The sequence below is a fragment of the Mucilaginibacter sp. genome (assembly GCF_965201005.1).
In the GTDB taxonomy this organism is placed as follows: Bacteria; Bacteroidota; Bacteroidia; order Sphingobacteriales; family Sphingobacteriaceae; genus Mucilaginibacter_A.
Genome location: NZ_OZ241747.1, coordinates 2,016,268 through 2,029,532, shown reverse-complemented (window position 1 = coordinate 2,029,532; position 13,265 = coordinate 2,016,268). Strand labels below are relative to the sequence as shown.

Genomic DNA, 13,265 nt, shown 5'->3' with positions numbered 1-13,265 from the left:
TTTTAAGCCAGAAAATACTGATTTTTATCGAAATTTAAAATCACTTTGGTCAGCGTTGAAACTCAATTGACGTTTGTCGTTTGATTTGTATGAAAAATGAATAAAAATTTAATCAACACCGAAAAATACCTGCCAAAAACAGCATCCGTTCTGGCCTTGCTCCTGCTGCCGGTTTTTACGTTTGCCCAAAGTTTAAAAGTGGCCGCAGCCGCCAATTTACAAGGTGTGATCAAGGTTTTACAGCAGGATTTTGAACGAAAAACGAGGATCAGGATCGAACCGATTATTGGCTCGTCCGGTAACCTCACCAACCAAATCAAAAACGGTGCGCCATTTGATATTTTTCTTTCTGCGGACATGTCTTTTCCGGAGGAACTCGAAAAAACCGGCTTTACTACCTCAAAGCCAGTTGTTTATGCTTTAGGAAGTTTAATTATCTGCAGCAAACAAAACCTCGACTTAAAAAACTGGGGACAACTTTTGCAAAGCAGCTCCGTTGAAAAAATTGCGTTGGCCAACCCCGAAACCGCACCTTATGGCAAAGCGGCCAAAGAGGTGTTAAGCCAAAAAAAACTCCTCCGAAAATTGCAGCCAAAACTGGTTTACGGCGAGAGCATTTCGCAGGTAAACATCTACCTTACCACCGGCGTTGCCCAGTTTGGTTTTACTACCGAAGCTTTGATTGCAGATATTTCCGGCAAACAAAAACTTTACTGGGAAAGAATAAATCCTGCTGATTATCAGCCAATTAAACAAGGAATGGTTATCCTAAAACATGCTGAAAAAAATCCTCAGGCAGCGCAATTTTTTAAATATATGCAAAGTGCGCCAGCCAAATCTATCCTGAAAAAATATGGTTACCGATAAACAAAAATTTACCCAATAAAAGAAGCATCAATCAAAACAAAAACCAAAATTGACAGACTGGTCGCCTATATTGCTCACCCTGAAACTCGCCTTCGTCAGCACGGTAATTTTGCTGGTGCTGGGTTTGCCGCTGGCGTACTGGTTGTCCAAAGGCCATTCGTTTATAAAAGTGATTTTGGAAGCCATTTTTACTATGCCGCTGGTTTTGCCGCCATCTGTGCTGGGTTTTTATTTGTTGCTGGCCTTTAGTCCGCAGCAGGGTTTGGGGCGATGGCTGCTGCAACACTTTGATTTACAATTGGTTTTCTCTTTTGAAGGATTGGTGCTGGCTTCGGTGATCTACAGTTTGCCGTTTATGGTCAGTCCGGTAAAATCTGCCTTGCAGCAACTGCCGCCGTCTTTCGCCCATGCTTCTTTTACCATGGGAAAATCATCCGCAGAAACCTTTTTTAAAATTTTGCTGCCGAATATCCGCGCTTCTTTATCAACTGCCGCTGTAATGACTTTTGCACACACGCTGGGCGAATTTGGCGTTGTTTTAATGATCGGCGGCAACATTCCGGGCGTTACGCGTTTGGCTTCCATCGCCATTTACAACTCGGTAGAAAACATGGATTACAGCACGGCAAATAAATATTCGCTGGTTTTGCTGACGATTACTTTTGTGCTGGTGCTTGCTGTTTTTATCATCAATAAACTGGCCGCCAAACCACTTCCCGAATGATTTCGATCGACATAGAAAAAAAACTGGCGCACTACCGGGGAAAGCATATTTTAAAAGTTTCTGCGGAGATGGAAACCGGCAACCTGCTTAAAATTTTCGGGCCATCCGGAGCAGGGAAAACCACGTTTTTAAAAATCCTGGCCGGATTGATCGCGCCCGATCAGGGCAAAATTGTGGTTGATGATGTGATTTGGACGGATACTTCTGCCAAAATCAATCTTTCTCCGCAGCAACGTAAAACCGGATTTGTATTTCAGGATTACGCACTTTTCCCGAATATGAACGTGCAGCAGCAATTGGAATATGCGACCAAAGACGCAGATTTGATTAAAAATTTGCTGGCTTTCGGGAGATTGGAACCTTTTATCAAACATAAACCCGGGCAGCTTTCGGGCGGACAACAGCAACGACTGGCCATTTTGCGTGCGCTTGCCATTAAACCAAAATTATTGCTGATGGACGAACCGTTTTCTGCATTAGACCTTAAAACTAAAATCGCCTTAATCCGCGAATTCCAATTTTTACCCGATAAAAACAGCATCAGTACGATTATCGTTTCGCACAATCTGCACGAACTGGAAGCTTTGCCCGGACAAGAATTATTTATTGATGAGGAAGAAATTGATTGATCTATTGCGCCTGCGCAACTGTAATTTTACTTAAATTATGCAAATATCTTCTTCCCGTTTTAAAATCCAGCATCGAGGCCATCTGGATATTTTCGGGCAATTGTGCCGCCGTTTTACCGTTTTTTTCCATTAAAATAAAAACCTGATCGCCAACGGGCGTATTGTACAATTCATTCCAGGAATAAACCACGGCGTAACCATCCGCAGCAGAACACACAAAATATAACTGACTTAACAATTTGGGCGAACCGACTGAAAAAACGGTGTTACGTAACACATCTTTCAGCAAAACACCTTTTAAATGTTCGTCCTGATGTTTAAAATCGCCCAGATGATTGGTGATTTTAAAGCTGCCCATTTCTTTCAGCGGATATTGTTTTAAAGAATCCATTGTGATTGTAACTGCTTTGTCCACTTTTCCGCTGATGGAAAAACTGCTGGTTGGTTTCAGCACTTCCTGCGCAAACACAGGTGCCGATAAGAACATCAAAAGTAAAAATTTAAACATGTACAAATGAAGATTTTTTCTGCAGAAAAACAAAACCAAGTTTGGCAGCTGCTTTGTTCAAAAAACCGATATTTGCCTCCGCAGAAACCAAAGCTTTTATTTTGCGTTGAGGATTAAAATTGCCAGACAAAAAAAATTATCCTAAACTTGCATTATGGAAGAGACGCACCACCACGAGGAACAACATCATATCATCGGCCTGATCCCGAGCATCATTTTTTTAATTGCACTGACTATTGCGGTAGTTTGGTATTCTATTTACAGTTCAATGCCGCATTAAGCAAAATTTTATTTTATAAAAAAAGCCCTTTGCTTTAGCGTTTTGCTATAACAAAGGGCTTTTTATTTTTTAAACTGATTATTGTTTGATGTTCCGGTCTTCGTTTTCATCCTCGTCGGCTTCTTTCTGGATGTGGCGTTCTGTATCCAGGTTCAGCGTAAAAGAAGGTTCGGCTGCCTGCGTGGCATCATTGATTTTATCCAGTTCCTGGTTATCGTTTGGCGTGGTCAAGTCCAGTCCGTCATTATTGGTTTGCTGCTCGTTGTCGGGTGTGTTCATCATATTGTTTTTATCCGATATAAAGTTTAGAACAAAAGTTTTGTTTGGATAAAACATCAAACCGCTTAATCAAAACAGATTTATAAGCGGCCGGGCTGACTGGAATTATAACTGTAACAGCCGTGTTTTTGAGTTTTTTTGGATTTAGGTAGATAAAAGAAGTATTGAAACAAAAATATCCGGATGGATGCTATTTGCTTATTTTGACAATTGGCTAACGGTTTTTGCAGATTTTACTACAGCCGTGATACTGTTTTTATGCCATAAATTTGTACTTTTGCGCACGGATTAGAAACAACACTATTCTCCGGTCATCACCTGCTGGCCTGCACTTCCAAACCGGGTCAGGATTCAATTTTCCGCTGCAAAAGCTCACCGTTCTCCGCAGGAAATTAAATTTTAAAGGTATCAGGACAGCGCATTTCAGCTGCTTAATTTTCCTGTACAGGCAAACCGGACGCTTAGTTTAACACAACAAAAATATGGCAAAATCTCAGGCAACCTTTATGAAAAAACAACTGGAAAAAAACCGGTTGAAAAAACGGGAAGAAAAAGAACAGCGCAAGCAAGAACGCCAGCAAAATGCTTCCAGCGGCGATTTGGAAAGCATGATGGCTTACGTAAACGAGTTTGGCGAAATTACCTCTACCCCGCCAGCACCCAAAAAATAAGCGGTAATTGTAACGTAAAGTCCGGCTGCAAAGTGTCAAAACTTTGGCCGGGCTTATTTTTTCGGCTTGGATTTAAACCCAAGCATTTCAATAAAAACCACAATTTGCGAAGCCGAACCGGAGATTGGATTATTTGCTTTGCCATTGGCTTAACCCTGATTATGCCACGCAAAATTGAATTGCGCCAATGCTTCTTTTATCAACCCAAATTCAGGCTGATAAAAGAAGCATTGGAGTAAAACCTATTTTAGCAACAATACCGGCAATGTGGATTTTATCGTTAACCCGTTAGAAAAGCTGTTGTTCCACAAGGATCTGAAAAAGCTGTGTTTCCGGGGAAGTGAAATGATCATTTGCGCCTGGTTTTCAGTGGCAAAATCTACAATTCCCTGTATGCTGTCCGGGTGGTTGATATAAAAATATTCCGGCCGATAATCTATCATCATTTCTGCCAGTGCAGATTCTTCGGCCAGCGTTTTCGGGTCTTTTTGCTGATGCAAACCTTTTGCGTCCACATGCACCACCAGCAACTCGGCCTGCAGCATGTCCCATATTTTTTTCAATTGTTTCTGCGGAACAGCTTCTGTTACATTTTTGAAATCGCAGGCCAGCACAATTTTTTTCAACGGCTGTGCAGTTGTCCGTTCCGGAACAACCATTACCGGTGCCGGACTGATTTTTGAAATCTCGATAATATTTCGGCCAACCTGTGTATCTTCCTTCAAGTTGTTCTTGCTGCACAAAACCAGCAAATCTACAGGCGTGTTTTCCTGCACTTCCAAAATGGCGCGCAGCAAAGGCAGGCGGCTGATCATGATTTCTACTGTTGTGTTTTCATCAATCAAAGGCAACAATTCCTGACGGATACCTTCCATTTCAACCCTTTTCAGCCTGAAAGTCTCATCAATATCATGCGGCAAGAGTTGCACAAACTCGGTATTGGGCAGCACGCTTTCAAAAGTAGAAATATAATAAGCGTGCAGCAAAATCAATTTGTTAACGCCGGTTTGTGTGCTTAGCCTTGCGGCATAATGTGCAGCCGCCACCGATGACGAGGAGAAATCTGTAGGAATTAAGTAAGTTCTCATTCGGTGGGCATTAATATAACTGCAATATCGTTTGTTATCGGCACTAAAATTTTACAATGATACGTTTAAACATGTTTTGCAAAAAATAATTTTCGTGCTTCTTTTACCATTGGTTTTTTGGTGCAACCTTATTTATCTTAAATAATCTTTTATAAAAGCAATGGTTTTGCTGTATGTGTCCTGCATTTCAGGTTCGGGCCAGCCGTGTCCTTTTCCTTTGTATCTGATGAAGCTGAAGGGCACTCTTGCTTCATTTAGTTTAACGCTCAAACTGTCACTTTCGCTGATCGGCACAACCGGATCTGCCGTTCCATGAAAAATTATTGTTGGCGGACTATTTTTGCTTACATGTTGTAAAACGCCGGCATCCGCATAAACAGCAGGGATTTTTTCCGGTGTGCCCTGCATCAAAATGGCCAGTTCGTGGTGCGCCTTGTATAAATCAGCCATATCCGTTGGGCCGAATAAATCAACCACAACCTTAACATTATGGTTTGGGTCATGGTTAAATCCCTCAACCAAAGCCAGTTGTGCGCCTGCACTTTCGCCAAGTAAAATTAATTGTTTTGTGTTGATATTGTATTCCGCTGCGTGGTTTTTGATAAAAGTTACAGCCGCGTCCACATCATTTATTTGTGTTGGCCAAGCATTGGCCATTTTTTCCCGGCTGGCCAGGCGATAATTAATGGTAAAAATAGCATCGCCGGGAAAAGCCGTTTGCAAAGGTTTCAGCCAGTGCGTCATGTTGGTTTTGTCACCGCCGGTCCAGCTTCCGCCATGGATTAAAATAATGGCCGGTGTTTTGGTTTTGGTTTGCTGCGGAAGGTAAACATCAAAATTTTGCTTGTCATCATCACCGTAAGCCACATCTTTTTTAACAGTTTGTGCTGAAGTAAGTTGCCAGCCAACTATCAAAAACGGAAGGATCAATTTTAGTTTTTTCATACTTTGCTTGGATTGATAAATGGATTTTTGGTTTATCAACAGGCATTAAACGTTTATAGTTATGACAGTTTTTCAACATAGAACGCATTCAAAAATACTTCTTTTATCACCTAAAAAACCGAACAGCATATTAGGTAATTGGTTTAATTTGTGCCGATAAAAACAGCATCGCCTGTTTTTACAAGATCGTAATCAAGGCCAAAAATGCACAGTTTCCGGCTCAAAAATCGGTGCCAAATTTTATTCAGTTTTATAATGATCCTTATACGTTGTTTGAAAAAGACCTGCACCACATTTATAAATAACAGCTTTTTGAGAAATTAAACAGCGTTGGTTTTAAACTGAAAATGCTTCTTTTATCAACCCAAATTTAGGCTGATAAAAGAAGCATTAATGGTTTATAAAAAAATTTCTTCATTGATAAATCTGATCCAGGAACAAATAACGGGCCCGGTTTTGTTTTTGCTGCTGCGTTTTCAAACCAATGTTCATCTGCTGGTCATTGTTTTTGCTGATCTGGCCCCAAACCGGCAAACTTGTACCGTTAGGGCTGCCGGTTTTCACAAAATCTGCAAAATACTGCAGCATCGTAGCTGATATTTTGTAGTCCTCAGGTGTCCAGGCGTAAACCTTGTTTTTGTCCAAATTGCCCATTGCATATTCAATTTCAAAAGCGTGCGGTGCCCCAACTGCTATTGCGGCAGGTTTTACACGTGGCGGCTCGGCATTTTTGGTAATTCCGCCGGCCAAACCTGGCGTGGCATTAACAAAATCTGCTGTCATTGGTGGTTTCGCTTTAGAAAAAACATAACTGTAAGTGGGCTGGCCGCTGGTTTTGGCATGTACGTCAAGCCATTTCCAGGTGCTGTAAACAATGAAACGCGCACTGGCCAAGGCAGTTGCCGATTGGATTACTTCCGCCTGCGTTTTGCCCGGATATAACTTCATCGCTTCCTCACTTTTATCGCCATAAAGCTGTTTTAATTTATTGGCATAATTTTCCGGCGTTGGCGCATCGCTTCCCAACAAAGCCTGATAGGATACTTCGGTAGAATTCCAGCCCGCCAGCAACGGAACGTGTGCCTGCTCGCCTGCTTCAAAAATTTTGACCGGCAGTTCCGGGAAAAAATAACCGTCCACTACCGCACTCACGCTAAATGCACCCGGTTGCGATGCGGCATCCAGCAAATCATTGGCGTTCAAGGCACGCAAATCAGCCAATGATTTTGCATTTGCTTTTTGGGCGAAAGCAACACCTTTGTTTTCAGCCTGTTCCAACGTAATTGGTGCCGCAGTCGGGCTGATCATTGCACCGCTTTCGCCAATGGCACCTGCAATCAGGTTTTTGGATAAAGGAGAAGCCATCTGCGCAAAAACAGAAATAGAACCGGCCGATTCCCCGGCAATTGTGACCCGCTTCGGATCGCCGCCAAAAGCTTCTATATTTTGCTGCACCCATTTTAAAGCCGCCGTTTGGTCCATCAAGCCATAATTCCCGGAAGCATGATGCGGAGATTCTTTAGTCAGTTCCGGGTGTGCCATAAAGCCAAAAACGCCTAAACGATAATTCACCGTTAACGTAACAATGCCTTTTTTAGCCATACTTTCTCCGTCATAACGTCCTTCAGAACCATCACCGGCCACAAAACCGCCTCCAAAGAAGTAAACTAAAACAGGCAGTTTTTCTACTGAGGATTTGGCCGGCGTCCAAACGTTCAAAAACAGGCAATCTTCGCTCATGCCGGAAGAACGGAAAAGCATATCGCCAAAAATTTTCTTCTGCATTGCATTCGCCCCAAAATGATCGGCTTTGCGCAAACCGCTCCAGTTTTCGGCGGGCTGCGGTTCTTTCCAGCGCAAATCCCCAACCGGTGCTTTGGCAAACGGAATGCCTTTAAAACTGCGTACGCCGTCGGTTTCGGTGCCTTCTAAAGTTCCGTTTGTAATTTTTACCTGCGGGTTTTTATTTTGTGCGAAAATTGCAGCGGGCAGCAACTGTGCGGCCATAATCAAAATATAGATATTTTTCATAAGAAATACGGTTTTTTCAACTTAAAACTGATAAAACAAATCAATCAAATTATTCTGATAAAAGCTTAAATTGAAAGGATTGTTTCCCAAAAAAAGTATTGTAAAAGAAGCATCAGAACAACGACAATTGCACAGGTTCTGCCATGTTTTTACTGGTTGTTGTTGCCTTGAATTTACCATCGATATGATAAACCCGGGATTCATGATAGCGGGAGGCCACGATAATTGCCCTTCCGCAAGCATCGGCACTGAACAATTGCTGCACCAAATCCGGACAATTATTGTCTTTTGACAGATGCGACAACAACAAATGGCTCATAAAAACAGCACGATGATCTGTAAAAACCTGCAAAGCCTGTGCGTTGGACAAATGCCCGCGGCCGCCGCGGATCCGGTTTTTAAGGTGATGCGGATAACGGCCTTTCAGCAGCATTTCATCGTCGTAATTTGCCTCCATAAAAACAGCATGACATTGTTTGAAATGCCGGATTACGTTTTGGCAGGCCGAACCAATATCCGTAAAAACACCAACGCTGATGTTGCTGCACGAAACCACAAAACTGTGCGGATCGGCCGCATCGTGGCGTTTTAAAAATGCCTTGATCTGCAGATTGCCTATTTGCACGGTTTCTTCGCCTTGAAAAGGTTTTTGCAGATGCGTTTCCAACTGTAACCTGCTGTATAAATGCGTTTTAGGGCTGATATACACCGGCAGCTGATACTTGCGGGAAAGCACTTCCACGCCGCGGATATGATCAGAATGCTCGTGAGAAATGAAAATGGCTTTTACGTTTGACAAGGCCAAACCAAGCCGTTTCATCCGTTTTTCGGTTTCCAGGCACGAAATCCCGGCATCGACCAAAACCGCTTCCTGCGCATTGCCAACGTAATAGCAATTACCGTTGCTCCCGGAATTTAAAGAGGCGATGAATAGCGACATTGAACTGCAAAATAAGTGGTTTTTTGAGCAAAAGGTGTTTGGAAAAAGCAGATTATACTTGCGGCTGACATGCTGTTTTTATCGGGTAAATTTTGGGCACGGAAAGTTATATCGATGTCGGCTTTAAAGTGTGAAGAGAACCGTTGCACGTCTCTTTCCAGATTAATCATGCAGTAGTTTCAGTTTAAAACCTATTATCCGGCCGGCTGCTGTAAAAATATCCTGCAAAGCATTTCGTATAATTCCGGGTGTTTTTGGCGGAGCTTATCCGGTTTTTCAAAAAAATATTCGGCTACGACGGCAAAAAACTCGGCTTCATTGGTGATTGCATACGGATCAATTTCTGATTTCACGGTTTCAATTTTTTTAATTTCCTGATGGATCAGTTTGATCCAGGGCGCGGCATATTCATGTGGAATCAATTGTTCCGGCAAACCGTCTGTTGCGCCGTCTGCTTTGTCCAGCAGATGCACAAATTCGTGGATTGCCGTATTATTTTCTCCTGCAGAAGCAGAAAAACCGGCACGTAAAGCGGCCCGCGACAAAAGCATTTGTCCGTTCATAAAACCGCTGCCCACCATACCGGCAATTTCGCGCTTTCCGCCTTCAAACTGAAAATCATTGTTAAATGTGTCCGGATATAAAATCACGCTGGTAAGATTTGGATAACGCCAATCTTTAAAACCAAAAATCGGGATGATGGCACTTGCGGCAACCAATACGCGGTCTAAATCTTCCACTTCCAGCCCAACACCTTCAATGTTTGTTTCCTGCAAAAAATCCTCGGCACGCAACAAAAAATTTTGCTGTTGCGCCGGGTCAAGGTTTTGGTAGTAAGTTACCTGTTCCGTCAGCAGTTTTTTGTAAACGGATTCTTGTTCCGGATTTGCCGGTAAAGTTTTTTTTCGCTTGAAAAACAGCAGATATCCGATGATGATCAGAACAGGTATTACAGCAATCAGGTAAAACATATTGATTTTTTGGTAGATAAAAGAAGCATACGGTTAAAATGCAGCCAACTGTTAAAGGCATTTTAAATTGGTTTTGTTCGATCAATATAAGTTTAAATTTTACATAAACTGTTGTTTTAAGTTGATGCAAAACCGGTTTACTGTCATCTCATTTTAAATTAACCTTACGGAACAGGTTTTATTAATCGATCGATTAATAAAAGTGTTAGCTTTAAACCATCAATCCATTTTGAGATGAAAAAAGCGTACTTATTTTTTTTGCCCGTCATTGTTTTATTTGCCGCAGCTTGCAACCAAAGTCCGGTAAACCGGATTTCTAAAAAGAACGCAAAACGACAGCCAATCAATTATGCCAACTATGTAATTGAGGTAATTACCTATAAAGTAAAAAAAGGTGTAAAACAGGCTGATTATCTGCGCCTGGATTCTATGGTGCAAGAGCGCTACACACAAAAACAGCCGGGGTTTATCAGCAACGAAAGCGGGACAGACCAGCACGGCAACTGGCTGATGGTTTTATCCTGGGACAATACAGCCCATGCAGATGCCGATCAGAAAACATTTAATACCAACCCTTTATGGAAAAAAGTTCAGCAGATTATTGATACGGCAACCATTGAACGCCAACGTTTTTTTGTAAAGGATGATCACAGCAACTCCTTAAAAGACAAAAAACCTTATGTGATTGAGCTGGCCACATTTAAAGAAAAACCACAAGTGCAGCGCGATACTTTTGAAAAACGCGACCTTGAGGTTGAACAGGATTACATCAGCAGGCAAAACGGCTACCTTGCCCGCCGGATTGGCACTAATAGTAACGGACAACGGCTGATGATGATTTTTTGGAAAACCGTGGCCGATGCAGATGAAGGTATGAAAGAATTTATGAAAGATCAGTCTGTTGCCGATTATTACAAAATGATCGACTGGAAAACTGTGGTATTAAAACGTTTTCAGGCGGTTAACTGACACTGTTTTTATCGGTATAAAAACAGTATGCCAAACTTTAATCCAATCCAACAGCTGATCACAAATTGATCACACTGTTGGTTGTGCCATATTCATTCCAGCTTTGCTCGGTATCCGGCTCGTTTACCCAATCGGTACCATTTATCAAATATCTGAACTCTTGTTTTGAGTTATTTGGCAAAGAAACTTCTGCAGCAAAAGAACCATCTTTTTTCCTGGTCATTACAACAGGCGTCTGCCAATCGTTGTTCAAACCAAACAGCTCTACTTTTTCGGCCAAGGCACCGTTAAAGCTAAATTTTACCTTACAAACTTTTTTAGTTTTAAAATAAGTTGTTTGTATCATTATGATTAATTTTATTACAAATATAGTAGATAATCAAACAAAATATAGTAATTTTTGTAACAATCAATCAAAAAAATTGCTGATCATCAATTTAGACTTTACGCGGAGGCAAATCAAAAGCAACAGCATTATGCTCAAAATGACCTTTATGCGAACCATCACAAAACGGTTTATTGGCCGATAACCCGCAGCGGCACACAGAAACTACCGTGCGGCCCTGCAAACCATACGGGTTGCCCTGCATATCTACCATTTCAAAATCGCCTTCTATTTTTACAGAACCATTGTTGTTGATGGTTAATTTTGTTGCTGCCATGTTTTTTATATTTTTTTTGCGAAAGTAAGTATTGCTGAACGCCTCCAAGAAATTGTCTTCTATTTAAAACTGTTCTAACTACCAAAATTTTGCCTGTAAAAGAAGCATCCGTGATTTTTGGTTAAACATTTCCGGTTTATCTTTGCTTCCTCCTGAAAAAATCATCCTGATGGATATTCCGTACAGTATTTTTGAAAGCGACTTTAAAGTTAGGCCGGACGATATTGATATGTTTCGGCACGTGCACAATAGCAAATACTTTGATTATGTGCTGGCCGCGCGCTACGACCAGATGGAACGCTTTTACGAAATGCCTATGGAAACCTTTATGAGCCAGGGTTTTGGCTGGGTAGTACGTACAGCTTATGTGGACTACAAACGCGCGCTAACCATGGGCGATGAATTTACAGTGCGCACCGGCATTGAAAGTTTTGCCGATAAAGGTTGCCGCGTGCAGTTTGAGATCATCAACAAAAAAACCAAAAAAACATGCTGCGATGGCTGGTTTGATTATGTTTTGATTGAAATTACCACCGGCCGCAGCATAAAAGTTAGCGGGGAGATGATTGAGAAATATACGATTTGAAGAAAGCTTTCGGCCTGATCTAAAACGATTATATTGCTATAAAGATGCTGATTGCCAACAGCTGAGAGCTATCTGCCTATTCCTTCTTCAATCAACTTCCCATAAAACTCGCCTAAATCCATGCCGGCGGCACGAACCTGCTGCGGGATCAGGCTGTTGGCAGATTGCCCCGGCGTGGTGTTGATCTCGATAAAATAAAATTTATCCGTGGTTTCCTCCAAAATAAAATCAATCCGTGTCATCCCTTTACAATTGAGCAGTCGATATGCTTCTTTTACCACCCTTTTTATACGTTCGTTTTGGTTTGGGCTGAGGTTGGCCGGCGTAATTTCCTGCGAAATGCCGGGCGTATATTTGGCTTCGTAATCAAAAAATTCTTTGGAGCTGATGATTTCTGTGGCCGGCAAAACCGTAATTTCTCCTTCAAACTGCACAATGCCGATGCTGAATTCTCGGCCTTTGATAAATTCTTCCACCAAAACCTGCTCATCTTCGGCAAAAGCCCTTTCCAACGCTTCGGGCAATGCTTTTTTTACCAATACTTTACTCATGCCAACACTGCTGCCGCCATTGTTCGGTTTAATAAAAAGCGGAAATTTTAATCTGTAAATTTCGTTTTCAATTGATTGCCGCTGATTTTTAAAAACTTGTACCGAACCTGCAACATACAGATTTTCAATATCTTGCACCAGAGCTTTGGTATAAGCTTTGTTCATGGTGATGGCCGAAGTGGCCGCGTTGCAGTTGTTGTACGGGATGCCCAGCATATCCAGGTAACCCTGCATTTTTCCGTCTTCGCCAGGCGTGCCGTGGATGGTGATAAAAGCAGCATCAAATTTGATTTTTTCATTGTTGATGGTCAGGCTGAAATCGTTTTTGTCAACCTCGGTTTTTTTGCCGTCGGCAGAGTTATAAAACCAGCTTTCGCGATTAATCAAAATCGTATAAACCTTATATTTTTCGGTGTTTAAAGTTGATGCAATGTTGCGCGCACTATTGATCGAAACTTCATATTCCCCGGAATAACCTCCGGCAAGCAAGGCAATGTTCTTGGCAGTCATATCAGCCAAAGATAACTGAAAAAAGGTGTGTAAAAGAAGTATGGATCCGTATAA

At 41.9% G+C, this 13,265-nt stretch carries 17 protein-coding genes; 7 read left to right on the top strand and 10 right to left on the bottom strand.

Translation table 11 applies throughout. The features are described 5' to 3' along the window. Positions 1-96 precede the first annotated feature (96 nt). From modA to ACOFKR_RS09370, 3 genes are read left to right on the top strand one after another with little or no spacing between them, the layout of a single operon-like run. Entirely contained in the window at positions 97-867 is a 771-nt protein-coding gene (gene modA / locus ACOFKR_RS09380) for a molybdate ABC transporter substrate-binding protein (RefSeq protein WP_419800539.1), read from the top strand. Between the two features lie 49 nt (positions 868-916). Then, a complete protein-coding gene (gene modB, locus ACOFKR_RS09375) occupies positions 917-1,591 on the top strand; it encodes a molybdate ABC transporter permease subunit (protein WP_419800538.1) in 675 nt (224 codons plus the stop codon). Then, positions 1,588-2,220, top strand: a complete 633-nt coding sequence (locus ACOFKR_RS09370) for an ATP-binding cassette domain-containing protein (protein WP_419800537.1) — start codon at positions 1,588-1,590, stop codon at positions 2,218-2,220. Before modB ends, ACOFKR_RS09370 begins: the two co-directional genes overlap by 4 nt. A 1-nt stretch (position 2,221) precedes the next feature. Here the strand turns inward: ACOFKR_RS09370 and ACOFKR_RS09365 are convergent, their stop codons facing one another. Next, on the bottom strand, positions 2,222-2,728 hold the full coding sequence (locus ACOFKR_RS09365; RefSeq protein ID WP_419800536.1) for a hypothetical protein: 507 nt from the start codon (positions 2,726-2,728) through the stop codon (positions 2,222-2,224). Between the two features lie 154 nt (positions 2,729-2,882). Here ACOFKR_RS09365 and ACOFKR_RS09360 point away from each other — a divergent pair, with 154 nt between their 5' ends. After that, entirely contained in the window at positions 2,883-3,008 is a 126-nt protein-coding gene (locus ACOFKR_RS09360; RefSeq protein ID WP_419800535.1) for a hypothetical protein, read from the top strand. A 78-nt stretch (positions 3,009-3,086) separates the two neighbouring features. On the opposite strand, the gene ACOFKR_RS09355 is transcribed toward ACOFKR_RS09360, so the two are convergent. Then, the gene (locus ACOFKR_RS09355; RefSeq protein WP_419800534.1) at positions 3,087-3,290 is read right to left on the bottom strand and encodes a hypothetical protein; all 204 of its coding nucleotides are present in this window, start codon (positions 3,288-3,290) and stop codon (positions 3,087-3,089) included. 479 nt (positions 3,291-3,769) lie between these two features. On the opposite strand from ACOFKR_RS09355, the gene ACOFKR_RS09350 reads away from it, so the two are divergent. After that, positions 3,770-3,958, top strand: a complete 189-nt coding sequence (locus tag ACOFKR_RS09350; protein ID WP_419800533.1) for a hypothetical protein — start codon at positions 3,770-3,772, stop codon at positions 3,956-3,958. A 242-nt stretch (positions 3,959-4,200) separates the two neighbouring features. Here the strand turns inward: ACOFKR_RS09350 and ACOFKR_RS09345 are convergent, their stop codons facing one another. From ACOFKR_RS09345 to ACOFKR_RS09325, 5 genes are all read right to left on the bottom strand, one after another. Then, positions 4,201-5,046, bottom strand: a complete 846-nt coding sequence (locus ACOFKR_RS09345) for a universal stress protein (RefSeq protein WP_419800532.1) — start codon at positions 5,044-5,046, stop codon at positions 4,201-4,203. 132 nt (positions 5,047-5,178) lie between these two features. Continuing rightward, a complete protein-coding gene (locus tag ACOFKR_RS09340; protein ID WP_419800531.1) occupies positions 5,179-5,991 on the bottom strand; it encodes an alpha/beta hydrolase fold domain-containing protein in 813 nt (270 codons plus the stop codon). 414 nt (positions 5,992-6,405) lie between these two features. Further along, positions 6,406-8,022: a carboxylesterase/lipase family protein gene (locus ACOFKR_RS09335; protein WP_419800530.1), complete on the bottom strand. Its 1,617-nt coding sequence runs from the start codon at positions 8,020-8,022 to the stop codon at positions 6,406-6,408. Between the two features lie 112 nt (positions 8,023-8,134). Continuing rightward, a complete protein-coding gene (locus tag ACOFKR_RS09330; protein ID WP_419800529.1) occupies positions 8,135-8,962 on the bottom strand; it encodes an MBL fold metallo-hydrolase in 828 nt (275 codons plus the stop codon). Positions 8,963-9,156: 194 nt separating this feature from the next. Further along, the gene (locus ACOFKR_RS09325; RefSeq protein WP_419800528.1) at positions 9,157-9,933 is read right to left on the bottom strand and encodes a zinc-dependent peptidase; all 777 of its coding nucleotides are present in this window, start codon (positions 9,931-9,933) and stop codon (positions 9,157-9,159) included. A gap of 234 nt (positions 9,934-10,167) precedes the next feature. On the opposite strand from ACOFKR_RS09325, the gene ACOFKR_RS09320 reads away from it, so the two are divergent. Further along, on the top strand, positions 10,168-10,902 hold the full coding sequence (locus ACOFKR_RS09320) for a hypothetical protein (protein ID WP_419800527.1): 735 nt from the start codon (positions 10,168-10,170) through the stop codon (positions 10,900-10,902). A 58-nt stretch (positions 10,903-10,960) separates the two neighbouring features. On the opposite strand, the gene ACOFKR_RS09315 is transcribed toward ACOFKR_RS09320, so the two are convergent. Both ACOFKR_RS09315 and ACOFKR_RS09310 read right to left on the bottom strand, forming a co-directional pair. After that, complete coding sequence (locus tag ACOFKR_RS09315) at positions 10,961-11,248, bottom strand: isoamylase early set domain-containing protein (protein WP_419800526.1); 288 nt, start codon at positions 11,246-11,248, stop codon at positions 10,961-10,963. A 91-nt stretch (positions 11,249-11,339) separates the two neighbouring features. After that, positions 11,340-11,564 (bottom strand): CDGSH iron-sulfur domain-containing protein, encoded by a 225-nt coding sequence (locus tag ACOFKR_RS09310; protein WP_419800525.1) that lies wholly within the window; start codon positions 11,562-11,564, stop codon positions 11,340-11,342. Between the two features lie 169 nt (positions 11,565-11,733). Here ACOFKR_RS09310 and ACOFKR_RS09305 point away from each other — a divergent pair, with 169 nt between their 5' ends. After that, complete coding sequence (locus ACOFKR_RS09305; protein ID WP_419800524.1) at positions 11,734-12,150, top strand: acyl-CoA thioesterase; 417 nt, start codon at positions 11,734-11,736, stop codon at positions 12,148-12,150. A gap of 68 nt (positions 12,151-12,218) precedes the next feature. Here the strand turns inward: ACOFKR_RS09305 and ACOFKR_RS09300 are convergent, their stop codons facing one another. Then, positions 12,219-13,211 (bottom strand): D-alanine--D-alanine ligase, encoded by a 993-nt coding sequence (locus ACOFKR_RS09300; RefSeq protein ID WP_419800523.1) that lies wholly within the window; start codon positions 13,209-13,211, stop codon positions 12,219-12,221. Positions 13,212-13,265 lie beyond the last annotated feature (54 nt).

Coding starts and splice junctions, on each gene's coding strand:
- modA (WP_419800539.1), top strand. CDS start 97: ATGAATAAAAATTTAATCAACACCGAAAAATACCTGCCAAAAACAGCA.
- ACOFKR_RS09370 (WP_419800537.1), top strand. CDS start 1,588: ATGATTTCGATCGACATAGAAAAAAAACTGGCGCACTACCGGGGAAAG.
- ACOFKR_RS09365 (WP_419800536.1), bottom strand. CDS start 2,728: ATGTTTAAATTTTTACTTTTGATGTTCTTATCGGCACCTGTGTTTGCG.
- ACOFKR_RS09360 (WP_419800535.1), top strand. CDS start 2,883: ATGGAAGAGACGCACCACCACGAGGAACAACATCATATCATCGGCCTG.
- ACOFKR_RS09355 (WP_419800534.1), bottom strand. CDS start 3,290: ATGATGAACACACCCGACAACGAGCAGCAAACCAATAATGACGGACTG.
- ACOFKR_RS09350 (WP_419800533.1), top strand. CDS start 3,770: ATGGCAAAATCTCAGGCAACCTTTATGAAAAAACAACTGGAAAAAAAC.
- ACOFKR_RS09345 (WP_419800532.1), bottom strand. CDS start 5,046: ATGAGAACTTACTTAATTCCTACAGATTTCTCCTCGTCATCGGTGGCG.
- ACOFKR_RS09340 (WP_419800531.1), bottom strand. CDS start 5,991: ATGAAAAAACTAAAATTGATCCTTCCGTTTTTGATAGTTGGCTGGCAA.
- ACOFKR_RS09335 (WP_419800530.1), bottom strand. CDS start 8,022: ATGAAAAATATCTATATTTTGATTATGGCCGCACAGTTGCTGCCCGCT.
- ACOFKR_RS09330 (WP_419800529.1), bottom strand. CDS start 8,962: ATGTCGCTATTCATCGCCTCTTTAAATTCCGGGAGCAACGGTAATTGC.
- ACOFKR_RS09325 (WP_419800528.1), bottom strand. CDS start 9,933: ATGTTTTACCTGATTGCTGTAATACCTGTTCTGATCATCATCGGATAT.
- ACOFKR_RS09320 (WP_419800527.1), top strand. CDS start 10,168: ATGAAAAAAGCGTACTTATTTTTTTTGCCCGTCATTGTTTTATTTGCC.
- ACOFKR_RS09315 (WP_419800526.1), bottom strand. CDS start 11,248: ATGATACAAACAACTTATTTTAAAACTAAAAAAGTTTGTAAGGTAAAA.
- ACOFKR_RS09310 (WP_419800525.1), bottom strand. CDS start 11,564: ATGGCAGCAACAAAATTAACCATCAACAACAATGGTTCTGTAAAAATA.
- ACOFKR_RS09305 (WP_419800524.1), top strand. CDS start 11,734: ATGGATATTCCGTACAGTATTTTTGAAAGCGACTTTAAAGTTAGGCCG.
- ACOFKR_RS09300 (WP_419800523.1), bottom strand. CDS start 13,211: ATGACTGCCAAGAACATTGCCTTGCTTGCCGGAGGTTATTCCGGGGAA.